This window comes from Arcobacter suis CECT 7833 (assembly GCF_003544815.1).
GTDB lineage: Bacteria > Campylobacterota > Campylobacteria > Campylobacterales > Arcobacteraceae > Aliarcobacter > Aliarcobacter suis.
On the sequence record NZ_CP032100.1, the window covers coordinates 2,114,104 to 2,137,625 of the forward strand.

General features: G+C 29.1%; 20 protein-coding genes, 1 tRNA gene and 2 rRNA genes. 10 read left to right on the plus strand and 13 right to left on the minus strand.

Annotated features, from left to right (window positions below; translation table 11 throughout):
- Positions 1–3: 3 nt before the first annotated feature.
- The 3 genes from ASUIS_RS10890 to ASUIS_RS10900 are packed head-to-tail and all read right to left on the minus strand — an operon-like array spanning position 4 to position 2,987.
- Complete coding sequence (locus ASUIS_RS10890; RefSeq protein WP_118887134.1) at positions 4–381, minus strand: DUF6394 family protein; 378 nt, start codon at positions 379–381, stop codon at positions 4–6.
- 1 nt (position 382) lies between these two features.
- Positions 383–2,101: an FMN-binding glutamate synthase family protein gene (locus ASUIS_RS10895; protein WP_118887135.1), complete on the minus strand. Its 1,719-nt coding sequence runs from the start codon at positions 2,099–2,101 to the stop codon at positions 383–385.
- Between the two features lies 1 nt (position 2,102).
- Positions 2,103–2,987: a DMT family transporter gene (locus ASUIS_RS10900; RefSeq protein ID WP_118887136.1), complete on the minus strand. Its 885-nt coding sequence runs from the start codon at positions 2,985–2,987 to the stop codon at positions 2,103–2,105.
- A 103-nt stretch (positions 2,988–3,090) separates the two neighbouring features.
- On the opposite strand from ASUIS_RS10900, the gene murA reads away from it, so the two are divergent.
- The 3 genes from murA to ASUIS_RS10915 all read left to right on the plus strand — a co-directional run bounded on the left by murA (position 3,091) and on the right by ASUIS_RS10915 (position 6,160).
- Complete coding sequence (murA, locus tag ASUIS_RS10905) at positions 3,091–4,356, plus strand: UDP-N-acetylglucosamine 1-carboxyvinyltransferase (protein ID WP_118887137.1); 1,266 nt, start codon at positions 3,091–3,093, stop codon at positions 4,354–4,356.
- An 83-nt stretch (positions 4,357–4,439) separates the two neighbouring features.
- Positions 4,440–5,534, plus strand: coding sequence for a hypothetical protein (locus ASUIS_RS10910; protein ID WP_118887138.1), 1,095 nt, complete (start codon positions 4,440–4,442; stop codon positions 5,532–5,534).
- 8 nt (positions 5,535–5,542) lie between these two features.
- Positions 5,543–6,160 carry an HNH endonuclease gene (locus ASUIS_RS10915; RefSeq protein WP_118887139.1) on the plus strand — a complete coding sequence of 206 codons (618 nt, stop codon included), beginning with the start codon at positions 5,543–5,545 and terminating at the stop codon, positions 6,158–6,160.
- A gap of 4 nt (positions 6,161–6,164) precedes the next feature.
- On the opposite strand, the gene ASUIS_RS10920 is transcribed toward ASUIS_RS10915, so the two are convergent.
- The 7 genes from ASUIS_RS10920 to ASUIS_RS10950 all read right to left on the minus strand — a co-directional run bounded on the left by ASUIS_RS10920 (position 6,165) and on the right by ASUIS_RS10950 (position 13,562).
- Positions 6,165–7,832 (minus strand): secretin N-terminal domain-containing protein, encoded by a 1,668-nt coding sequence (locus tag ASUIS_RS10920; RefSeq protein ID WP_118887140.1) that lies wholly within the window; start codon positions 7,830–7,832, stop codon positions 6,165–6,167.
- 128 nt (positions 7,833–7,960) lie between these two features.
- Positions 7,961–8,677 (minus strand): hypothetical protein, encoded by a 717-nt coding sequence (locus ASUIS_RS10925; RefSeq protein WP_118887141.1) that lies wholly within the window; start codon positions 8,675–8,677, stop codon positions 7,961–7,963.
- 13 nt (positions 8,678–8,690) lie between these two features.
- Complete coding sequence (locus ASUIS_RS10930) at positions 8,691–9,446, minus strand: hypothetical protein (RefSeq protein ID WP_118887142.1); 756 nt, start codon at positions 9,444–9,446, stop codon at positions 8,691–8,693.
- An 18-nt stretch (positions 9,447–9,464) separates the two neighbouring features.
- Entirely contained in the window at positions 9,465–10,121 is a 657-nt protein-coding gene (locus tag ASUIS_RS10935) for an MCP four helix bundle domain-containing protein (protein ID WP_118887143.1), read from the minus strand.
- An 87-nt stretch (positions 10,122–10,208) separates the two neighbouring features.
- Positions 10,209–10,781, minus strand: coding sequence for a YigZ family protein (locus tag ASUIS_RS10940; protein ID WP_118887144.1), 573 nt, complete (start codon positions 10,779–10,781; stop codon positions 10,209–10,211).
- 39 nt (positions 10,782–10,820) lie between these two features.
- Entirely contained in the window at positions 10,821–12,176 is a 1,356-nt protein-coding gene (locus tag ASUIS_RS10945) for a DUF4885 family protein (RefSeq protein ID WP_118887145.1), read from the minus strand.
- A gap of 51 nt (positions 12,177–12,227) precedes the next feature.
- Positions 12,228–13,562, minus strand: coding sequence for a DUF4885 family protein (locus ASUIS_RS10950; RefSeq protein ID WP_118887146.1), 1,335 nt, complete (start codon positions 13,560–13,562; stop codon positions 12,228–12,230).
- A 183-nt stretch (positions 13,563–13,745) separates the two neighbouring features.
- Between ASUIS_RS10950 and tlyA the strand changes: the two genes are divergently transcribed.
- From tlyA to ASUIS_RS10985, 7 genes are read left to right on the plus strand one after another with little or no spacing between them, the layout of a single operon-like run.
- Entirely contained in the window at positions 13,746–14,456 is a 711-nt protein-coding gene (tlyA, locus tag ASUIS_RS10955) for a 23S rRNA (cytidine-2'-O)-methyltransferase TlyA (RefSeq protein WP_118887147.1), read from the plus strand.
- A complete protein-coding gene (locus ASUIS_RS10960) occupies positions 14,425–15,270 on the plus strand; it encodes a bifunctional riboflavin kinase/FAD synthetase (protein ID WP_118887687.1) in 846 nt (281 codons plus the stop codon). The genes tlyA and ASUIS_RS10960 overlap by 32 nt, the downstream gene beginning before the upstream one ends.
- Positions 15,271–15,294: 24 nt before the next feature.
- Positions 15,295–16,005, plus strand: coding sequence for a carboxy-S-adenosyl-L-methionine synthase CmoA (gene cmoA, locus ASUIS_RS10965; RefSeq protein ID WP_118887148.1), 711 nt, complete (start codon positions 15,295–15,297; stop codon positions 16,003–16,005).
- A gap of 17 nt (positions 16,006–16,022) precedes the next feature.
- Entirely contained in the window at positions 16,023–16,529 is a 507-nt protein-coding gene (gene bcp, locus ASUIS_RS10970; protein WP_118887149.1) for a thioredoxin-dependent thiol peroxidase, read from the plus strand.
- A gap of 11 nt (positions 16,530–16,540) precedes the next feature.
- The gene (locus ASUIS_RS10975) at positions 16,541–17,560 is read left to right on the plus strand and encodes a plasminogen-binding N-terminal domain-containing protein (RefSeq protein ID WP_118887150.1); all 1,020 of its coding nucleotides are present in this window, start codon (positions 16,541–16,543) and stop codon (positions 17,558–17,560) included.
- Positions 17,560–18,948: an FAD-linked oxidase C-terminal domain-containing protein gene (locus ASUIS_RS10980; RefSeq protein WP_118887151.1), complete on the plus strand. Its 1,389-nt coding sequence runs from the start codon at positions 17,560–17,562 to the stop codon at positions 18,946–18,948. The genes ASUIS_RS10975 and ASUIS_RS10980 overlap by 1 nt, the downstream gene beginning before the upstream one ends.
- Positions 18,949–18,954: 6 nt before the next feature.
- Entirely contained in the window at positions 18,955–19,752 is a 798-nt protein-coding gene (locus ASUIS_RS10985; protein ID WP_118887152.1) for a YihY family inner membrane protein, read from the plus strand.
- A gap of 39 nt (positions 19,753–19,791) precedes the next feature.
- On the opposite strand, the gene ASUIS_RS10990 is transcribed toward ASUIS_RS10985, so the two are convergent.
- From ASUIS_RS10990 to ASUIS_RS11000, 3 genes are all read right to left on the minus strand, one after another.
- A tRNA-Thr gene (locus ASUIS_RS10990) sits at positions 19,792–19,867 on the minus strand.
- 185 nt (positions 19,868–20,052) lie between these two features.
- A 5S ribosomal RNA gene (gene rrf, locus ASUIS_RS10995) occupies positions 20,053–20,168 on the minus strand.
- Positions 20,169–20,333: 165 nt separating this feature from the next.
- Positions 20,334–23,246: ribosomal RNA gene (locus tag ASUIS_RS11000) — 23S ribosomal RNA — on the minus strand.
- Between the last annotated feature and the right edge of the window lie 276 nt (positions 23,247–23,522).

Sequence of the window (23,522 nt, forward strand, 5' to 3'; positions counted from 1 at the left end):
TATCTATCTTTTTGATTTTAAAGTGTCACCAACATATAAAGCAACAGAAGTTAAATTAGCCAATAATGCGCCACCAGATAAAGAGATAATTGTTCCCATAACTTGTGTATCCATAGTATAAGCATAAGTAAAAATTGTCCAAATAATTGCAGCTGCAATTAGTTGAATATCTGCTACAAGTGAAGTTGCCAATAAAACAGAACCTAATTGTGTTCTATCTCCTAATTTCAATATAGTTGCAATTAAATTTATAATTATTGCTGCAAAAAGTTCATATTTACTATGACTTTCTAAAGAATTTACTTCTCCATAAAAAAATCCAAAATTTAATGTCATCGCTAAAATGATAAAAAATCCAGAAATTACCTTATCTAAATTCATTTTATTCCCCTTTATTTTTTCTTAAATCTAACTTTCTTCTAAATACCTCATCAATATCATCATGCACTCTTGAGTTTTTATCTAAAAAAAGTAATTTGTTTTTATCTAATTGTTTTATATTTTTAAGTCCCATAATTGCTAACAATCCTTTTACATTTTTTAAAAGATTTTTATGATAATTTGCCACATAATTCGCATGTTTAAATACAAAATATTTTCTTCTTTTGTTTTTATCCTGAGTTGCAAGTCCAACAGGACATTGTCTTCCTGTTGTTCCTGAACAATATCTTGCTCGAATACATCCAGCACTCATCATAAATCCTCGTGCAATTTGTAAAAAATCAGCCCCTAAACTCATAACAATTATAATATCATCAGGAGTTAATATTTTTCCACTTGCAACAATTTTCACTTTATCCCTAATACCATAATCACTTAAAACTTTATTTACTAAATAGACAGAATCTCGAACATTTAACCCTACTCTTTCCATCATTTCAAGTGGTGCAGTTGCACTTCCACCACTTCCTGAATCAAGTGTAATATAATCAGGATAAGCATCAATTCCAGCATCTACTCTTCTTTTTATCTCTTTTGCATAAGGTTCAATATTTTCTTGATCTGAAATTACTATTTTTATTCCTACTGGTTTACCAGATAAAACTTGAAGTTTCCCAACAAAATCAAATAACTCTTCAATAGAATTTGCATATGGAAATCTATTTGGAGAGAAAACATCTTTGTACGCTTCAACATTTCTGTAATATGCAATAGCAGGAGTTACTTTAGCACCTGAAAGTTTTCCACCTGTTTGTTTTGCTCCTTGAGCTAATTTTATTTCTGTCATTTGACAAAAGCTCATAACTTTTTGGTATCTGTCTTCATCAAATTTTCCACTTTTATCCCTAGCTCCATAAAGTCCTGAACTAATTTGAAATACAATATCAGGAATATCAGATGGAACCTCTTTGGGAAAATCTTCTAAAGGTGCATCCCAATTTGGTCTATAAAATTGTTTTTTCTTCATATCTAAGATATATGTTTCAGCTTCTGGGTCATTTTTAAATACTAATTTTCTATATACATCTGCTGCTAGTGCCCCATTAAAAAAGAATTTCATAACTCTTTTTACATTTTTATTCAAAGATGAACTATCAACTATTGTCATATATTTTGAGTCATAGGTTTCATGGGTAACAAAAAAGTTTGAAGTAACTCCCCCTTCTCCTGAATTTATAGGAAATCCACCAATAAAAGAACCCTGAACAAAAGCTCTTGTTCCCTCAGGAGAAATAGAACCATCACTCATAGCAGATCTTGCAATTATACTTTTTGCAGTAAAAGGTTTTTTTCTTCTTTCTCCAAAAGTTACTTCAAAATCATTTTCAACTTCATTGTCATTTAAAACTATATTTGCATGTCTAATCATAAATTTTGGTTTTGGTAAAGGTTGAGCAGGAGAAAATGAAGCATAATTTGGAACATCTCGTGCTGCTTTATAAACCCAATCTAATTTATCCTTTGATTCATAAAACTTTTCATCTCCAAAATATTGTCTAAAAGGTTCTCGAAACTCTTCAAATACATATCTTAATCTTCCAATAATTGGATAATTTACAAGTAATTGATGTTCTCTTTGAACATATTTATCATGAATATACCAAGCAATAATTACTACAACAAACAAAATCCAAAAAAAATCATCTAAAAAAAACTCCATATCATTCCTTTTTACTTGAAACTAAAAATCCACTCAAAACTATTAATAGTATACCAAAAACTATTAAAACCGAAGGGAAACTATCCCCTAAAATGAGTCCTAAAATTATTGAAAAAACAATATTGCTATAAGATATAGTTCCTATGATTCCAGCTTTTGCAAAAGAATATGCTTTTGTCATATATATTTGTGCATATGTGGAAAAAATTCCCAACAATATTATGTAAAGCCAATCATTTATTTCAGGCATAATAAAAGTTCCTAACATAAAATCCAAATCAGGATTTACATAAAAACTTCCAATTATCATTAAAATCAAAGGTCCAATTGTTCCAATTGTCATAAAAGATAAAACAATCGCTCTTGTGTCATAATAATTTCTTAGTTCTCGAACTGATGTATAAGCAAGGGCAGCTCCGACACCTGATAAAATACCTAAATAATCACTTTTATCTAAACTACTTCCATCAAACTCTGTTATAAATATAATTCCTATAAAACCAATAAAAACACCTAACCAACCTTTTAATCCTAATTTTTCTTTTAAAAATATATATGCTAAAACAGCTGTAAAAATAGTTGATGTTTTGGAAAAAGTCATTGCTTCTCCAAGTGGTATTTGTGAAATATTATAAAAGAAAAATAAAAGTGCTACAAATCCAGCAACACCCCTAAAAGTTAATAACCAAAACTTTCCACCTAACTGTTTTAAAGGAGATTTATAAATAGATATTAAAATAAAAAAAACACCAAATACATTTCTAAAAAATACAACTTCAACTGAACTCATGGAATCACTTAATTCTTTTGCAACTGCTCCCATAAAAGCAAATAAAAGTGATGCTAATAGCATATATTTTATGCCTTTACTGACTTGATTATCCATTATAAACCTTTGTTTTCAAAAGCCTATTGTAGTATTGTTTTTATATCTTAAAGCTTATTTTGGCTATTATATTACCCTTATATAAATACTTCATAGGGGAAACATGGAATACTTAAAAATTATTGGGGGGAATGATATTTCAGGAAGCGTTGAAATATCAGGTGCAAAAAACGCAGCACTACCTTTAATTGCTTGTACTATTTTAGGAAAAAATGAAATAACTATTGGAAACTTACCAAATGTAGTTGATATTAATACTTTTTTAAAACTAATCAAAAAACTTGGTGGAACTTATGAAAAAGATAATCATACTGCAAAAATCAATACAACAACAATAAATAATACAACAGCAACTTATGATATTGTAAAAACAATGAGAGCTTCTATTTTAGTTTTAGGACCAATATTAGCTAGATTTGGACACTGTGAAGTTTCACTTCCAGGTGGTTGTGCAATTGGTCAAAGACCTGTTGATTTACACTTAAAAGCTTTAGAGCAAATGGGTGCTAAAATTGAAATTTTACATGGTTATATACGAGCCACTGCTCCAAATGGTTTAAAAGGTGCAAAAATAGTATTTGATAAAGTAACTGTTGGTGGAACTGAAAATACAGTTATGGCAGCAGCACTTGCGCACGGAACTACTACTATTATAAATGCAGCAAAAGAGCCAGAAATCGTGCAACTTTGTGAAGTATTAGCAAATAGTGGAGTAAAAATAGAAGGAATTGGAAGTTCAAAAATTATAATTGAAGGAACAGGACAAAAACTAATCGATATTAAACCTTTTGATGTAATTCCTGATAGAATTGAAGCTGGAACATATATGTGTGCAGCTGCTATTAGAAATCAAAAACTAAAAATTGAAAAAGTAATTCCCCTACATTTAGAAGCTGTTATTTCAAAACTTGAAGAAATGAATTTTGAAATCTTACAAGATGAAAATAGTGTTACAATCTTACCAACAACAGAAATTAAACCTGTAAATATAATCACAACAGAATATCCAGGATTCCCAACTGATATGCAAGCTCAATTTATGGCACTTGCAACTCAAGCAAATGGAACAAGTACAATTGATGAAAGATTATTTGAAAATAGATTTATGCATGTTAGTGAACTTTTAAGACTTGGAGCTGATATTCATCTAAATGGAAACACTGCAACTATAAACGGAAAAGCTGGAACTTTAAATGGAACAGATGTAATGGCAACTGATTTAAGAGCTTCTTCTGCTCTTGTTTTAGCGGCACTTGTTGCAAGTGGAGAAACAAATATTCATAGAATTTACCATTTAGATAGAGGTTATGAAAATCTTGAAGGAAAACTTTCAAAAATCGGTGCAAACGTAAAAAGGTTTACAGAATAACATCGATTTTATGATAGATAAATACTTTTTTTAAGTATAAATTAAATAAAATCCGTCCAACGACAAAATAAGGTATATTATAAATGAAACTAGAAATTTCTTTATTCAAATTTGATAAAAACTCTGATTATTTACCATACTATACAAAACATTTTTTGAAAATCGAAGATGAAAAAAGCATCTTAGATATCTTAAATACTATAAATAAAAATGCAAAATTAGGATTTGAAAACTGTTCTGATTTTGATTTAGTAATAAATGGAGTTTTTGTAAAAGCTTCAATAACTTTAGAAGAAGTTATTGAAAATTTTGGAAAAGAGCTTACTATTGAACCTATTTCAATCAGAAGAGCCTATGCTGATTTATTAATTGATGACAATGATTTTAAAGAAAGAATCTCAATTTTAAAAGACTTAGCACAAGAAGAAGATAAACTTGAATATCTAAAATTAAAACCATATTATTATGCTTCTAATACATTAAATTATAAAAGTGATTATATTGGTGATGCAATTTTGATTTTGGCTTATGATTTAATTAAAAAAAATCCAGCTACAGCAAACTATGTTCTTCTTGCCCTTGATGATGAAGAAATTGGAGCACAATATCATACTAGTTTAGAAAAAAGAATTTATAACTTTGATATGACTATTGAAGAAAAAATTCAAACTATACAAAATAATCTAAATTTATTTGAACCTCTTGAAAAACAAAATTTTAGAGTAAATAAAACTTTAATTATTGACTTTGGAACATTTGAAGAAAATTATGAAATAAAACATGATTTCAAAGATTTTAATATTGCTTATTATGCTTCTAAAGAACCTAAGCAAACTTTAGAATTATTAAATAAATTAGATGCAAATATTTTAAAACTAGATTCAATGAAACTTGATTTAGCAAAAAATACATTTAATAAAAATCCTCAAATTACTTATCTTGTTGCATCAACAATTTTACTTGATGCTTTTGATAATAATGCAGATTTTTTATTGGTTGACACTTTTGAAGATTTTTATATTTTTGACTACAATAGAAAACAATTAGAAAAACTTTCAGGAAGAGAAATAATACTTCCAATAATTCACAAAAATGAGTTACAAAAACTAGCAAGTGGAAAACATTCTGAAGCTAAAAAAACTTTGGATAAACATCAAATAAATCCTGAAATAATATAAGGATTTTTTTGATTTCAGATTTAGACTTTATAATTCTTTCAAGTTTAATCATAGCTTGTTTATTACCACTATATATTTATAAAGAAAAAATACTCAAAAAAAAAGTAAAAAAAGAAGATGAAGGTTTTCCCATATTTCTTAAAGATTTAAAACTTTATATGCGCGAACATCATCCAAAAATTAATATTGATTATAGAATTGTTGAAAAAACAAAAAATGAAGAAAACTCTGAACTAAGACAAACTTTGATTATAGACAGTGTAATCAAACAATTTTTTAATTTTCCATATTCAAAAGAAACTCAAGCAACAATTCAAAGGGAAAAACTTTGGATGAATTATCAAGAAAAATCAAAATCAAATCCAAAGTACCCAAGTGATTGGGCGCTAAGAAAAGAGTTTGCATGGAGAAGAGATAATAAATGTTGTAATAGATGTGCTCAAGAACTTAATATAAATGAAACCTACACTAGTTTTGTAAAAGAGATAAAAGATGGTGGTGGTTATAATCTTGAAAATATCATAACTTTATGTGTAAATTGTAATAGAATTGTAGATTCTAAAAATCCCAAAAGCACTATTTCTTCGCTTATTTTAACTGATAAATTAATGTCATTTATTAAATAAATTTCTAATTCCCTAAAATCTCAGAAACTCTTTTTTCATGTTCACTTTTTTCATAATTATTACTTACTTTTTCAATTTCTTTATCCAATTCTTTTGATTTTTCTTCTGTTTTTTTGTCTTGTATTTTTCTTTTTAAATGATTTTCTTTTAATTTTATTAATGATTCTTCTAAATACTTATCTTCTAAGCTTTTAAGTTGTGATAATTTATTTCGAATAAAAGTAATATCTTTTGTTTTTGGTATCATATATGGAGTTACTATTACAACTAAATTATTCTTTTTATTATTAGAAATATCATTTTTAAAAAGTTCTCCAAATAAAGGAATATCTCCTAATACTGGAACTTTTTGATTTGTAGTTTCAATTTTATTTTCTATTAATCCTCCAATTATTACACTTTCTCCATTATTTAAAATAGCTGTTGTTTTTACTTCTTTTTTTGAAGTATCAGCATTGCCACTTATGGTTTTAGTAGTTTTTACTCCTTCAAGTATAGTATTTATTTCAAGGGTTACTTTTGTTTCATTTGAAATTCTAGGTTTTACTTTTAAAGTTAAACCAACATCTTCTCTTTGAAAGTTTTCCCTTGTTGTTCCGCCATCAGTAACACTACTTGAAGTTTTTATAGATATTGTTTCTCCCACATAAATAGAACTCTCCTTATTATTTATAGCTAAAATAGAAGGTTCAGAAACAATATCTAAAGCTCCATTTTGTTTTAGTAAATTTAAAGAAGCTCCCAAAGCTAATCCAGAAGTAATATCAGGAATATCTAAACCTATTGCTTCTTTAACCAAAGAGATTGAATCTGAACCACCATTTAAACTAGAAGAAAAGGCTGTAAGTCCATTGCTATTCGCACTTCCTGCAAATATTCCATAAGAAATTCCTATTTGATTTACCAACTCATCATTAACTTCAATAATTCTAGCTTGAACATAAACTTGCGCTTTTTCAACATCAAGTTCTTTAATTAAACAATTTATATATAAAAGTTCTTCTGTATTTCCCATTACAACTATCGAATTTGATTCATTATCCAAAGAAATAACTGGTTTATTTACAGAATCAATATTCTCTTTTTTACTTATTATATCTTCTAATATTTTTAAAATATTACTTGCATCGATATTCTTCAAATTTATTACTTTTACTTCTTTCTTCAAAGAAACAGAATTTTCATCAATATTTTTAATGTATTTTGATAAATACTCCACATCTTTTTTCTCTCCAATAAGAGTTATTGAATTATCAGGAATATTTTCGACAATAGAGAGATTTTGATTTAAAATTGATTTTGATAATTCATCTAAACTTTTTTTTGCAAAATCTGCTTTTATATTTTTTAGTTTTATTAGTGAAGTTTCTTTTTTTATTTCGGATAATTTTATAACTCTTAAAACATCATTATCTTCAACTAAAGTATAACCTTTGTCTTCTAAAGTCATATACAAAATTTTAATTAATTCGTTTTTATTGACTGGCTTATTTGGTATAAAATCAATCGTTCCTTCTATTTCCTGTGTTATTAATATATTTTTATTGATTATTTTAGAAGTTATTTTGACTAAGTCACTTATTTTTAAATCTTTAAAATTTACATTTATTTCATCATTTGCAACTAAATTAAAAGCTAAAATAGCTATGAAAATAAATTTATTCAATTTCATAAAAACTCCTAGAATTACATTTAATAATTTAAACAGTTATTATAATACTAGAATATTTCTTAATTGTTTTATTTCAATAACTTTTAATTGTTAATTTGTAAGTTTAAAAACAAAACTATTTACATTTATTAAGCATATTTTATTTTACTTATTACTTCCTCATGATTTTTTCCTAAAGTTGATAAGCTTTTTAAAAGTTTTTCATACCTTTCTAATGATTCCGTAGAACTTTGTATTGCTGGGCTTTCATAGATTTCTTTATATTTACTTAGTAAAGTTTGTATAAAACTTTTATAATCTTTGATTTCCCAATTTTCTCCCTCAGGTGATGTTGCATTATAATTATCATTAAAACCTAAATTATTTGATATTTCAACAATAAAATTAAATCTTTCCATATCATCATCAATTTCTCGAACGGTTTCAAATAAAGCTTTATTAAAATCTTCATTATTTGTTCTATTAATTACAGAATCAATACCACCAATTTCACCTACTAATGCTGGTATAGTAGATTTAGATTCACCTGATGGATAAACAGAAATTAACTTTGTTAATTTTTTCATTTGATCATAACTCAAATCTTTCATCTCTTCATTTCTTAATACCCCATCAGATAAAATATCTCTAAATATTTTTTCATCTGTTGGAGATAAAGATGAAAATCCATTATATTTATCTATAAAAGCTACTACTTTTGATGTTTGATTATTTGCAGTTGCTGTCTTTTCATTTGTATTTGATAAATAACTATCAAAAGAGTTAGCTGTATTTGTACTATTTGTTTGAGTTGTTGAATTCGCACCATAAGAATATGATGAAACTTGATTATTTGTTATTTGCATGAATTTTTCCCTTTTAAAAATATTGGCTTTTAGTTGTAGTCAATTTCGTAAAATTATCTTGTAAAAGATTATAATAATTAAGTGTTTTTTGATGTTGAACTTTTAGTTCACTTGATTTACCTTCATCATTTATAGCATTTTTGTGAATATTTGTAATATTCAAAAGAAATTGGTTGGAATCTATATTTATATTTTTTGTTTCATCATAATATTTAGAAATTACATTTGAATAAAATCTTGCTATTAAATCTTCATTATTTTTTAATTGATTTAAATTTGTATTTATTTCCAAAGAAAAATTCATTCTATCAAATTCATTATCTATTTGTTTATATGTATTTGATAAAGCTTCATTAAAAGTTTTATCAGAAGTGATATTTACAGTAGAAAAAATATAATTTATAGCATTATCCATACCAATAATTGGCATTTGATTAACCTCTTCTTTTGATAAATTTGGTTTAACTAACTTTTCAAGTTTTTCAATTTGTTCATAAGATAAGTTATTTATTTCAAATGAATCAATATAATTATCAGATAATATCTCTTTAAATTGAATTTTATCTACATTTGATAAAAAATCAAAAGCATTATATTTTTCAAGAAAATTTATTGAAGTTGATACTTGTTTATTTGTACTCTCTTCACTTGAAGTTGACAAATAACTATCAAAAGAGTTAGTTGTATTTGTACTATTTGTTTGTTGTGCTGAAGAAGTTGAATTTATTCCATAACTATATGATAGATTTTGATTATTTATTATTTTCATAATTTCTCCTTTCAAATTTTATGCATAAAAAGAACTATTTTTATATGAATTTGTTTTATTAGTCTCTATCTGGTCTTTCATTTGTTGATAATTATCTACTAAGTCTTGATATTTATCTTTTAAATCTCCACTTGAATTTCCTAGTTTTTGTGTAAATATTTCTAACATTTTATCTACAAATTTTTGAGCATCTACATCTTTATCATTTATCGTAGATGAATTTCCACTTCCAAAGCTTCCATCTTTTCTTACTACAAAAATAGAATCTACATCTTCACCATTTTTATATGCGTTATATTGATTTCCAACTTCCATAGCCATCCAAAGATAACTAACATCACCTGTTTCTGCGTGTTTAATATGCAAACTATTTATTTGTTTTTGTATTTCTTCAGGATATAAGTTTTCTGCACCCTCATGTATTCCACCATCAATAATATTTGAACCTTCTTCATTTTTTGCAGTTAAAATTTCTGTAAATGCTTGCATTTTTTCAGGTTGAGTATAATATTTTGCATAATCATTCATACCAAGTTCTCCATCTGCTGTTATTTCAGAAAATTCTTTTAAATAATCACCAAATTTTTCACCATATTTATCTTCCAGACTTTCCATTGTTTTTGTGCTTGTTGTTTTTGATGAACTATATCCATAATCTTGTGTTGAAATTTCCATGATTTTATCCTTTAGTTAATTTTTATATTATTTCTAAATAATAATATAACTAATTGGATTTATTTAAAATAAAAATGTATTAAATAATTATAAAATTTTTATACTTCTTGAAAGTTTTGATTCTAGGATAATAAATTGTTCTGATGTGAGTTCAATTAAAAGATTTATTTGAGTTGAAAACTCTTTTGATTTTATATTTATATTTTCTTGATTTAAAAGATACTCAAGTTGTGAAAGCTCAGCATAATCACAAACTAAAGTTTTTGTTATTAATTTTTGATACTCTTTAAACTCAGCTATTTTTATAACTTCGTTTACACTATCCCCATAAGCTCGAACTAATCCGCCCGTTCCTAGTTTTATTCCACCAAAATATCGCACGATGATAACTGCACTATTTATTATTTCAGCTCCTGCCATTACTGCCAAACTTGGTTTCCCACTTGTTCCTTTTGGTTCTCCATCATCACTACTATTTTCAACTATTTGTTCAAACTCATTTAAATATCTATAGGCATAAACATAATGCCTTGCTTTTGGATGTTCAGCTTTTACTTTTTTCATCACTTCATCAAACAAATGATGAGGCATTAAATAAGCTATAAATTTTGATTTCTTCTCTTCGAAAGTACAGCTAAACTCTTTTTGAACAAACTTCATTCTCTCTCTTTAGATATCTTTTTTGATGAAATTATACTTTTAAGATATATTATTGTCAATTTTATTTTTTTCATTCATTTTTTTTAGTTTTTCTGCTAAAGTATTAATATCTTCATTTTTTGTCTCTTTTTCATACCCAAGTAAATATTTCAACATAAGCTCATCTTTACTTAAAATATGTTGTTCATCATTCTTTATAGTATTTTTTTTAGATGTTAAATCAATATCATTATACTTTTTTGTAAACTGGGTTGTATCCAAATATTGAGATTCATATTCTTCACCTTTATGGGCAAGTTCTTCATTCTTTCTTGCTTGTTTTAATTCATTAATCCAACCACTTTTTTCAGTCCCAAAGTTTTCACTTTGTTTTACATCATAAAATGAACCATTTTGATAATCTATTGATAAAACCAAATCTGGCACTGAATCAAATCCATTTTGTGCTAATTCTGATAATCTTTCTCCATAACTAGCTATAGTCATCTGTTTTACAAAATCAGACTTATTAGGATTCTCATTAATCTTTTTTGCATATATTTGAAATACATCTGTTCCATCTTCTGTCACGAACTTTCCATCTTTTATTTCTAAATCTTTTAAGTTATAACCTGTTACATCTTTTATATTTTGAACTAAACCATATTTTGAAGATGATTCTGCATTATATTGACTTGAATCATCTGATATACTTGAAGAAATATGCAAAAATAATTGTTTTGCATTATCAGCTGTATTTATAACATCTTCAATAGATTTAGCAAGAGTTTCATCATCTGTTCCAATAACAGTTGCTTTTAGAGTATTTGGATCAATTGTAAAAGAAAGTTTTGTATCTTGAGGAATTGAAATATTATATTTATTTAATAAAGATTTAAATTGTCCATTTACTTTTTCTCTATCGAAGGCTTTTCTACTTGCAACATCTACATCATCATAAAATGATGAATTATCACGATTTCTAAACATTGGATCTCGAAAATCATGACTTCCATTATCTTTCCCCCATCTTTGAAAATCAAATTCATTACTATGAGCAGCATTTCTTTCTTCTTTTGTTAAACCTTCTATATAATAAGGTGAATATGTATTGTAATATTTATCCCAAATATGGGTATAAGGATTTTCAAATTGATTATTTTCTTCAATTATTTTGGGATAATAGTCATTTAGAATTTTAATTCTAGCTTCTAGTTCAGGATTAACATAACCATTTCTAGCTTGAATAACTGTTTCTTCTTTTAATGGTTCTGTATTTGAATTTATATTTACACTAACTGAATCAGTTAACTTTTTTGTTTGAATTGTAGAACTACTTTCTGATTGTGCTATTTGAGTTACTTTTATTGCCCCATTTAACGAGCTAAATGATTGTGTATTTGAGTTTATAGTCATAAATAACCCTTTTTTTAGAGCTTTTTGTTTATTTTATTATTCAGTATCAATTTAATTTTGCTCATTTATTTTCTGAAGTTTTTCTATTATTTCTTGAAAATCGTCATTTTCTGATTTTTCATCATTTCCAAGCAAGTATTTCAACATAAGTTCATCTTTAGTTAAAAACTCTTTTTCATCATTCTTTATATTAATCTTCTTAGAAGTTAAATCAATATCATTATACTTTTGGGTAAATTGTGTTGTATCTAAATATTGAGATTGATATTCTTCATTTTTATAAGCCATTAATTCTGCCGTTCTTGCTTCTTTTAATTCTTTAATCCAACCATTTTTTTCAGTTCCAAAGTTTTCGCTTTGTTTTACATCATAAAATGAACCATTTTGATAATCTATTGATAATACTAAATCTGGTACTGAATCAAATCCATTTTTAGCTAGTTTTTTTAAATCTGCTGTATCAGCTGAAATTATCATCATTTTATGATCATTAGGCATCTTTGAATTTTCATTAATCTTTTTAGCATAGAGTTGAGCGATATCTGTTCCATCTGGAGTTATAAACTTTCCATCTTTTATCTCTAAATCTTTTAATGTATATCCTGTCGCATCTTTTATAGTTTGAACTAAACTATATTTTGAACCTGATGCACCATTATATTGACTTGAATCATCTGAACGACTTGATTTAATATGTAAAAATAATTGTTTAGCATTATCAGCTGTATTTATAACATCTTCAATAGATTTAGCAAGAGTTTCATCATCAGTTCCAGTTACAGTTACTTTTAGAGTATTTGGATCAATTGTAAATGAAAGCTTTGTATCTTTGGGAATTGAAATATTATATTTATTTAACAAAGATTGAAATTGTCCATTTACTTTTTCTCTATTATATGCTTTTTCTTCTGCTACATCCACATCACCAAAAAGTGGTGGTTCATTTCTTAAAAGTGCATCTGCGAAAGCAAACATTTTTCTGTCTTTTAAATAGTGTATCTCTGCACTATAAGCAATTTCTCTTTCGTGTTTAGTTAAACCTTGAATATAATAAGGAGAACTTTGATCAAAATATTTATCCAAAATATGGGCAGGAGGATAATCAAATTTTTTATTTTCTTCATTCATTTTTGAATAATGTTCTTCTAAGATTTTAACTTGTCTTGCTTCTTCAAGATTAACATAACCATTTCTTGCTTGAATAACAGTTTTTTCTTCCAATGAATTTAATAAACTTGTTGTATTAGATGTAGCATTCGTACTTATATTTACACTAACTGCTTCATTTGATTTATTGCTTGAACTATTGGTATCATCTATTTTAGTTACTTTTATTGCACCATTTAGTGAAGTAAATGATTGTAGTGAATTTGAATTTATAGTCATAAATAATCCTTTTTTTTACAATTCTTAATATTAGTTTAATAATATTATTATCTTGCTTTATTATTTCTTAGCACTTCCATACAAATATTTAAATATCATAATAATAAAAATTTAATCGCTTTTTGTTAAAGGGAAAAGCTAAACTAAACTCTTTTTGAACAAACTTCAACTATAATTGCCCCCATGAGATTAGATTTATATTTAACACAAACCTTTAATATTCAAAGCCGTAACAAAGCCCTTGAACTAATAAAATCAGATAAAGTTAAAATTGATGGTGCAATTACATCAAAACCATCTTTTAATGTTGAGCAAAATCATAAAATTGAAATTTTAGAAGATGATTTTTATGTATCACGAGCTGCTTATAAACTAAAATACTTTTTACAAGAACTAAAACATTTTGATTTAAAAAACAAAAATACCCTTGATATTGGAAGTAGTACTGGTGGATTTACACAAGTTTTACTTGAAAATGAAGTAATAAGCGTAACTTGTGTAGATGTTGGTTCAAACCAACTTCACGAAAGAATCAAACATAATCCTAAAATCACTTTTTTTGAAAATACAGATATTAGAAACTTTCAAAGTGAAAATATATTTGAAATCGTAACTTGTGATGTTTCATTTATCTCTATTTTAAATATCTTAAATGATATAAATCGTTTAGCTTCGAAAGATATAATTATTTTATTTAAACCTCAGTTTGAAGTTGGAACAAATGTAAAAAGAGATAAAAAAGGTGTGGTAAAAGATAAAAATGCCATTTTAAAAGCAAGACAAAAATTTGTAGATTCGACACTTGCATTAAACTGGAATCTAAAATATTCAAGCATGAGTAAACTACAAGGGAAAGATGGAAATGAAGAAGAGCTCTTCTATTTTAGTAAATAAAAATACAATAACTTCTATTGCAATTGGAGGTTTTGATGGAATGCACATAGCCCATCAAGAACTTTTCAAAAACTTAGATGATACTGGTGCAATTGTATCAATAGAATCAGGTTATGCAAATCTAACTCCGAAAAGATACCGACAAGAATATAGCATTTATCCTATTTATTATTTTTTTTTGGAAAATATCAGACATCTTGAAGGTAATGAATTTATAAAACTTCTAAAAGAAGAGTTTCCAAATCTAAAAAAAATAGTTGTTGGTTTTGATTTTTGTTTTGGGAAAAATAGAAAATATTGTATTGAAAAACTAAAAGAACTTTTCGAGGGCAAAGTAATAGTTATTGATGAAATAAAACTAAATAATATTGCTGTTCATTCAAGAATTATAAGAGATTATATAAAAGCTGGTGATATAAAAATGGCAAATAAACTTTTAGGAAAAGAGTATAAAATTTATGGTCAACAAATCAAAGGACAAGGATTAGGAGCAAAAAGTTTTGTTCCAACAATAAACCTAAAAGTTGATGAATTTTTACTTCCAAATGAGGGAGTTTATATCACTAAAACTATTTTAGATGACAAAGAGTTTAATTCCATTACTTTTTTAGGGCATAGAGTTACAACTGATGGAAGTTATGCTGTTGAAACTCATATTATTGATGAAGATATCAAAAATAGCGATTATACAACACAAATAAAATTTTATGAGAAACTAAGAGATAATCAAAAATTTGATAGTTTTGAAGAGTTGAAAAATCAAATTTTAGAAGACATTAATCTTGCAAAAAATTACTTTATTAATATTTATTAATATGCATTTAGATAGAATATATGTATGGTAGATAAAGTATTTAAAAAATCAATTACAAAACAATTCGAATTTGATGAAGAAGTAGCATCAGTATTTGATGATATGTTAAACCGTTCAGTTCCTTTTTACAAAGAGATGCAAAGATTATCAATAAATTTTGCGTGCAATTTTTTAGAAGAAAATGATAAAGTTTATGATTTAGGCTGCTCAACTGCTTCAATGCTAATAGAACTAAGTAAACATTGTAAAAATAATTTAAAACTAATAGGTATCGATAATTCAAGTGCAATGTTAGATAACGCAGCTAAAAAAGCAAGTGCTTTTGGAGTTGAATTAGAACTTATAAATGCTGATTTACACGATGTAACTTACGAAAATGCAAAACTTATACTTTCAAACTATACTTTACAATTTATTAGACCTTTACAAAGAGAAAAGCTAGTTAAAAAAATATATGATGCATTACAAAATAATGGAATTTTTATTTTTAGTGAAAAAGTTATCTCTTCAAATTCAACACTAAATAAACAAAGTATTGATGAATATTATGAATTTAAAAAAACGCAAGGTTACTCAGAATTTGAGATTTCTCAAAAAAGAGAAGCTTTGGAAAATGTATTAATACCATACACAGAAGAAGAGAATAAAAAAATGATATTAGATGCTGGATTTAGCCATTGTGAAACTATTTTCAAATGGGTAAATTTTGCAACATTTATAGCAATAAAAAAATAGATAAAAGGATTTTTATTATGTTAAAAATAGGAGATACAGCACCTAGTTTTTGCGCTGCAAATCAAGATGATGTTGAAATTTGCTCAAGAGACTTAGCTGGAAAATGGATAGTTTTATATTTTTATCCAAAAGATCTAACACCAGGTTGTACAACTCAAGCTTGTGATTTTACAGATAAACACTCGTTTTTTGATGACTTAGATGCTGTTATTTTAGGTGTTAGTGCAGATGATACTGAAAAACATAGAAAATTTATCGATAAATATGATTTAACAATAACTCTTTTATCAGATTCAAGTAAAAAAATGTGCGAAGATTTTGGAGTTTGGCAATTAAAACAATTTATGGGAAAAGAGTTTATGGGAGTTGTTAGAACTACATTTATTATAAATCCTGAAGGAAAAATTGCAGCTATTTGGGATAAAGTTAGTGTTAGAAAGAAAAAAAGTGTAAAAGGCGAAAAAATAGAAATTTTACATGTTGATGAAGTTAGAGCTAAACTTCAAGAATTACAATCAAAATAATAGGAAAATCCATGACAAAAATATTTAATAAACTTTTATTAGTAGGTGTTAGTACTTGTTTACTATCAAATTTAGCTTTTGCACAAGATACAACTTGCTATAAAAATGGTGTTGAAAAACCTTCTTTAATTGAAGATATAACTCTTGATGGTGGTATTTGTAATGGTAAGTTTTCTTTAAATCAAATGAAAAATAATGGTTGGGATGTATTAGATATTAAAATCAATTCTTCACAAAATAAATTTAACTATACATACTATTTCACAAAAAATACAAACTCAAATCAAAAAGCTAATAATGTTTTATTAAAAACTTCAATAACAGAACCAACAACAGCAACAAATAAAGAGTTTTCAGTTAAACCAATGGGTTTAAAAATTGGAAATATTGAAAATAACAAAAGTATAATTCCTATGGGAAATTTGATTATTGGACAAACAGGTATAGTTGTTCATATTTTTGATAATGATAAAAGATTAATTGTATCAAATGCAAAAGTTATAAGTTCAGATTTAAATAGTTCAGTTATAGAATTTTTTGAATTTAAAGATTTAACACAAGATGCAATTCCTACATCAAATAGAGTTGTAACTACAAATGATATTTTAATTTTAAATTATATGTATAACTCTTCACTTTTAATAACTCCAACTCTTGATTCTTTTCAAAGTGTAAGAGAAAATTTCAAACTTAATAATTTTGTTCATTCGGATATTTTCGCAGCTAAATTAAAAGTAGATCATAAACCTTATCCAACAAAAGAAGATATTCAAAACTTTGCAATTGAACAAAATCTTGGAACAATTTTTATGGTTATTGAAAATAAAGTTTATATCATTGACTCAAAAACATTTACAATATTAGAAAGTTATGCAATAAATTATGAAAATGCAGAAGCAATAATGCCATTTTATACAAGAGTTGAAGAAATTGAAGAATCAATTTTTAATTTATCATTTTTTGACTTCTTTTCAGGAGAAAAAAATCTAAGTTATAATGAATATTATAAAAGAATTCTAGGAATAAAATAATGATTGATAAAAAACATTTAGATTATATTACTTCTATTGTTGGTGAAGAAAATATAAAAAGTGATAAAGCACATTTAATCGCTTTTTGTTACGATGCAACAAGAACAAGATTTGAGCCAGATGCAGTTGTTTTTCCAAGACATGAACAAGATATTTCAGATATTTTAAAATATTGTAATGAACATAGAATAATTATTGTGCCAAGAGGTGCTGGTTCAGGATTCACAGGTGGTGCATTACCTGCAAGTGGAGGAATTATTCTTTCGCTAGAGCGACATATGAACAAACTACTTGAAATTGATATGGAAAACATGGTTGGAGTTGTTCAACCAGGACTTATTAATATGCAATTTCAAAAAGCAGTTGAAGAAGTAGGATTATTTTATCCTCCAGATCCAGCAAGTGAAGAATACTCAACACTTGGAGGAAATGTAAGTGAAAATGCAGGTGGAATGAGAGCTGCAAAATATGGAATTACAAAAGATTATGTAATGGCTTTAAGAGCTGTTCTTCCAAATGGTGATATTATAGTTGCAGGGAAAAAAACTATTAAAGACGTAGCTGGTTATAACACAGCAGGAATTTTAATAGCAAGTGAAGGAACATTAGCAGTTATCACTGAAATCACATTAAAATTAATTCCAAAACCAAAATTTAAACAAACATATATGGGTGTTTTTCCAAGCGTTGATAGTGCAATGACAGCTGTATTTAAATCACTTGCAGCTGGAGCAAATCCAGTTGCTATGGAATTTTTAGATGCTTTAGTAATCAAAGCATTAAGACAAAAGTTTCCACAAATATCACTACCTGAACATGCAGGTGGAATTTTAGTTGGAGACGTTGATGCAAGTAGTGAAGCTGAAATAGAATCACAACTTCAAACTTTAAAAGAATCATTTGAAGCATTTGGAGCAACTGATTTTATAATTGCAAAAGACGAAGAAGAAGGTAAAAAACTTTGGTTTGCAAGACGAAATGCAAGCCCAGCAACGATGATTTATGGAACAAAAAAATTAAATGAAGATATTTCTGTTCCAAGAAGTAAATTACCAGTTGCTTTAGAGGGAATTTATAAAATCGGTGAAAAATATGGATTTAATGTTCCTTGTTTTGGTCATGCAGGAGATGGAAATATCCATGTTAATGTTATGGTAAAAGATAAAAACAATGAAAAAGAGATGGAAGATGGACACAAAGCCATTGAAGAAATTTTCCAATACGTTGTTGATTTAGGTGGAACTTTAAGTGGGGAACATGGAATTGGAACATCAAAAGCTCCATTTATGCATATTGCATTCACAGAAGCTGAAATGAACCTATTTAGAAATATAAAAAAAGCATTTGATCCAAATAACATTTTAAATCCATTTAAAATGGGTTTATAAAATCAAATGAATAGTTCAAATGGTGAAGATAACTTTCTAAGAAGAACTATAAAAAGAGTTGATTCATTTTTTAATGATGACACTACTTATTATGCTGCATCTTTAAGTTTTTTCACTATTTTTTCTATTCTTCCTATAATTGCTTTATTAATAGCGATTATTTCTTCTTTTTCTGAATTTGAAAACTATTTAGATATTTTTATAAACTATATTTTTAATTTAATAAATCCAACACATTCATCTGAAATAATAGACGCTTTAAAAAATTATGTATCAAATTCAAGTAAATTAGGATTTATTGGTATCATTTATATGTTATTTGTATTTATAATGTTTATTAAAGATTACGAATACATTGTAAATAAAATCCATAAAGCAAAAAGAAAATCTATACAATTTTCTTTTATCTTTTATTCAATATTTATGGCTGTTTTACCACTTATTTTTGCTTTTTCAAATATTGTAATGTCTTTTTATGAAAGTAATTTTTTTAAAGAAATACTTTCATATACTTTTTCTTGGATAATATTCTTTGCTTTATTTAAATTAACTGTGAATAAACACATAGATAATAAAGCAGCTTTAATCTCTTCATTTATTACCCTATTAGCTCTCTCAATCACAAAAAACCTATTTATCTATTATGTAATATATAATAAAACATATACAACCATTTATGGCTCTTTATCAACATTATTATTTACTTTTTTTTGGATTTATATTTCTTGGATAATATTTTTGTATGGTGTAAAAATATGTCATAAATTAAATGTAAGAAGTAAAGAGAATACAATAATCCATTAATAAATAAAGATAGAGCATCAAATTAAAGAAGTAAAAGGGTGGTGCTCACAATCGGAATCGAACCGATAACCTCTTCCTTACCATGGAATTGCTCTACCGTTGGAGCTATGCAAGCAGAATAAAAAGAAACATATATAAATAAAAGTATAAAAAACAATAAGATCAATTATAGCAAGATTAATAGGATAAAAAGCAAGCTAAAAACAAGCCCCAGAAAAAAGCGGAGCTAAAAAAAAAGCTTCTTCCTAAAAGAACTTGGAAAGTTCAGATAGGAAAAAGCTTAGTGTGTAAAAACTCAAGAGCTGGCAGCGGCCTACGTTTCCACCAGGGGACCCGGCAGTATTATCGGCGATGAAGTGCTTGACTTCCAGGTTCGGAATGGGACTGGGTATTTCCACTTCTCTATAGCCACCAGCAAAGTTGAGTGTAAAAAGTAAGAATAGGTACTCTTTACACTCAACTCAAACTAGAGTTAAGAAAAAATAATGTTAAAGTCTTTTGTTCTTTCTAAAAAAAAACACAATGTGTCTTAAAAATATATATAGTATATATTTAATAAGATAGTAAACCAAAGAATTGTTTTAAATAAGCCAAACGTTCTATTAGTACTGGTCAGCTAAACGACTTACATCGCTTACACATCCAGCCTATCAACCAGCTAGTCTTGCTGGGAACTTCAGGGAAAGTTAATCTTAGAGTTGGCTTCGAGCTTAGATGCTTTCAGCTCTTATCACATCCGTACGTAGCTACCCAACGATGCTCTTGGCAGAACAATTGGTACACCAGTGGTACGTTCATCCCGGTCCTCTCGTACTAGGGACAAATCTCTTCAACTTTCCTACGCCCACGGAAGATAGGGACCGAACTGTCTCACGACGTTCTGAACCCAGCTCGCGTACCGCTTTAAATGGCGAACAGCCATACCCTTGGGACCTACTTCAGCCCCAGGATGCGATGAGCCGACATCGAGGTGCCAAACCTCCCCGTCGATGTGAGCTCTTGGGGGAGATCAGCCTGTTATCCCCGGCGTACCTTTTATCCTTTGAGCGATGGCCCTTCCACACAGAACCACCGGATCACTATGACCGACTTTCGTCTCTGTTCGACTTGTATGTCTCACAGTCAAGCTAGTTTATGCCATTATACTCAACTGGCGATTTCCATCCGCCATGAACTAACCTTTGTAAGCCTCCGTTACTTTTTAGGAGGCGACCGCCCCAGTCAAACTACCCACCAGACATTGTCCTGATACAAGATAATTGTACGCAGTTAGTAACTCAAATATTCAAGGGTGGTATCTCAAGGATGGCTCCGACTCTACTTGCGTCTAGTCATCATAGCCTCCCACCTATCCTGCACATGAATATCCAAGCTACAGTGTCAAGCTGTAGTAAAGGTGCACGGGGTCTTTCCGTCTTTCCGCGGGTAGGAGGAATTTTCACCTCCACTACAATTTCACTGGATCCCTGGTTGAGACAGCTCCCATCTCGTTACGCCATTCATGCAGGTCGGTATTTAACCGACAAGGAATTTCGCTACCTTAGGACCGTTATAGTTACGGCCGCCGTTTACTCGGGCTTCAATCAAATGCTTCGCTTGCGCTGACATCATCAGTTAACCTTCGAGCACCGGGCAGGCGTCACACCTTATACATCCACTTACGTGTTAGCAAAGTGCTGTGTTTTTGGTAAACAGTCGGGAGGGACTCTTTGTTGCAACCTCTCTAGCTTTTTGGAGCAAGTCCATATACCAAAGTAGGCACACCTTATACCGAAGATACGGTGCTAGTTTGCAGAGTTCCTTAACCAGGGTTCTTCCACGCGCCTTAGAATACTCATCCCACCCACCTGTGTCGGTTTACGGTACGGGCAACATACAATATACTTAGTGGCTTTTCTTGGCACGACAGTATCATCGATTCTCCATCTCCTCCGAAGAGTGTCAAGAGCCTGTAAGATCTCGGTCTTATGATACCCGGATTTGCCTAAGTATCAACCTACGTCCTTCGACCCACTATTCCATCAGTGAGCTCGATTAACTCTATGCGTCCCCACATCGCGCTTGTATGTTGGTATTGAAATATTAATCAATTTGCCATCGTCTACCCCTTTCGGACTCGACTTAGGACCCGACTAACCCTACGATGACGAGCATCGCGTAGGAAACCTTGGGTTTTCGGCGTTGAGGATTCTCACCTCAATTATCGCTACTCATGCCTGCATGCTCACTTCTATCCGCTCCAACGCTCCTTGCCGGTACATCTTCAACGCTGAATAGAACGCTCTCCTACCACTCGAATAAATTCGAATCTAAAGCTTCGGTGCACATCTTAGCCCCGTTATATTTTCCGCGCAGAATCACTAGACCAGTGAGCTGTTACGCTTTCTTTAAAGGATGGCTGCTTCTAAGCCAACCTCCTGGTTGTCACAGTAACTCCACATCGTTTTCCACTTAGATGTGACTTAGGGACCTTAGCTGTTAGTCTGGGTTGTTCCCCTCTCGACGGTGGATTTTATCACCCATCGCCTGACTCCTGTGATTCCACATATAGTATTCATAGTTTGATAGGGTTTGGTACCGCGGTAAGCAGCCCTAGCCCATTCAGTGCTCTACCCCTATATGCTACAACACAAGGCTATACCTAAATATATTTCGGAGAGAACCAGCTATCACGAAGTTTGATTGGCCTTTCACCCCTATCCACAAGTCATCCGGAGACTTTTCAACGCCTATCGGTTCGGTCCTCCACTGGCTCTTACACCAGCTTCAACCTGCTCATGGATAGATCACTTCGTTTCGGGTCTGCAGCATCTGACTAATTCGCCCTATTAAGACTCGCTTTCGCTACGGCTTCGTACTTGACTTAACCTTGCCAGACACCACAACTCGCAGGCTCATTATGCAAAAGGCAGTCCATCACCCTGATAAATCATAGGGCTCTGAATGATTGTAAGCTAATGGTTTCAGGTTCTATTTCACTCTCCTCGCTGGAGTACTTTTCACCTTTCCCTCACGGTACTTGTTCACTATCGATCTGTAAGTAGTATTTAGGATTGGAGGGTGGTCCCCCCAGTTTCAGTCAAAATATCACGTGTTCCGACCTACTCAGGATACCATTAGAGCTATTGAAAATTTAAATTACAGGAGTTTCACCTTCTATGCTACACTTTTCCAAGTATTTCATCTATCTTCTTTAGTCTCACGTTATGGTCCTACAACCCCCAATGCAAGCATTGGGTTTGTCCTAATCCGCTTTCGCTCGCCGCTACTGACGGAATCTCGTTTGATTTCTCTTCCTCTGGCTACTGAGATGTTTCACTTCACCAGGTTAGCTCCCCGTAGGGTAATATAGCTCTCACTATACTGGGTTGCCCCATTCAGAAATCCCCGGATCAAAGCTCTTTGGCAGCTCCCCGAGGCTTATCGCAGCCTAATACGTCTTTCATCGCCTCTTACAGTCTAGGCATCCACCATTAGCCCTTAATAGCTTATTAATAAACAGAATTAAATTCTGTCGCATTTTTGATAATATTCTTTGGCTACTATCTTATTAAACATATTATTTAAAATATATCAATAAAATAAGTTGTGTTCTATCTATTTCTAGATAATTAAAATTTTTGTTTTTAATTATTAGTTCTACTTTGAATAAATTCTCATAGTTCTTTTAATTAAACGAAAAAATTAAAGACTTTAACATTATATTTTTAAATATCATTTTGATTCGAAAATCAAATATAAATTCAAACTCTATTTGAACTTATATTTAA

Excerpts from the sequence above, each read along its gene's own strand:
- ASUIS_RS10945 (WP_118887145.1), bottom strand. The coding sequence starts at position 12,176 with ATGACTATAAACTCAAATACACAATCATTTAGCTCGTTAAATGGGGCA.
- ASUIS_RS10940 (WP_118887144.1), bottom strand. The coding sequence starts at position 10,781 with ATGAAGTTTGTTCAAAAAGAGTTTAGCTGTACTTTCGAAGAGAAGAAA.
- ASUIS_RS10900 (WP_118887136.1), bottom strand. The coding sequence starts at position 2,987 with ATGGATAATCAAGTCAGTAAAGGCATAAAATATATGCTATTAGCATCA.
- ASUIS_RS10935 (WP_118887143.1), bottom strand. The coding sequence starts at position 10,121 with ATGGAAATTTCAACACAAGATTATGGATATAGTTCATCAAAAACAACA.
- ASUIS_RS10910 (WP_118887138.1), top strand. The coding sequence starts at position 4,440 with ATGAAACTAGAAATTTCTTTATTCAAATTTGATAAAAACTCTGATTAT.
- ASUIS_RS10975 (WP_118887150.1), top strand. The coding sequence starts at position 16,541 with ATGACAAAAATATTTAATAAACTTTTATTAGTAGGTGTTAGTACTTGT.
- ASUIS_RS10980 (WP_118887151.1), top strand. The coding sequence starts at position 17,560 with ATGATTGATAAAAAACATTTAGATTATATTACTTCTATTGTTGGTGAA.
- ASUIS_RS10925 (WP_118887141.1), bottom strand. The coding sequence starts at position 8,677 with ATGCAAATAACAAATAATCAAGTTTCATCATATTCTTATGGTGCGAAT.
- murA (WP_118887137.1), top strand. The coding sequence starts at position 3,091 with ATGGAATACTTAAAAATTATTGGGGGGAATGATATTTCAGGAAGCGTT.
- ASUIS_RS10950 (WP_118887146.1), bottom strand. The coding sequence starts at position 13,562 with ATGACTATAAATTCAAATTCACTACAATCATTTACTTCACTAAATGGT.
- ASUIS_RS10920 (WP_118887140.1), bottom strand. The coding sequence starts at position 7,832 with ATGAAATTGAATAAATTTATTTTCATAGCTATTTTAGCTTTTAATTTA.
- ASUIS_RS10895 (WP_118887135.1), bottom strand. The coding sequence starts at position 2,101 with ATGGAGTTTTTTTTAGATGATTTTTTTTGGATTTTGTTTGTTGTAGTA.
- cmoA (WP_118887148.1), top strand. The coding sequence starts at position 15,295 with ATGGTAGATAAAGTATTTAAAAAATCAATTACAAAACAATTCGAATTT.
- ASUIS_RS10985 (WP_118887152.1), top strand. The coding sequence starts at position 18,955 with ATGAATAGTTCAAATGGTGAAGATAACTTTCTAAGAAGAACTATAAAA.
- ASUIS_RS10960 (WP_118887687.1), top strand. The coding sequence starts at position 14,425 with ATGAAGAAGAGCTCTTCTATTTTAGTAAATAAAAATACAATAACTTCT.
- ASUIS_RS10890 (WP_118887134.1), bottom strand. The coding sequence starts at position 381 with ATGAATTTAGATAAGGTAATTTCTGGATTTTTTATCATTTTAGCGATG.
- tlyA (WP_118887147.1), top strand. The coding sequence starts at position 13,746 with ATGAGATTAGATTTATATTTAACACAAACCTTTAATATTCAAAGCCGT.
- bcp (WP_118887149.1), top strand. The coding sequence starts at position 16,023 with ATGTTAAAAATAGGAGATACAGCACCTAGTTTTTGCGCTGCAAATCAA.
- ASUIS_RS10930 (WP_118887142.1), bottom strand. The coding sequence starts at position 9,446 with ATGAAAATAATAAATAATCAAAATCTATCATATAGTTATGGAATAAAT.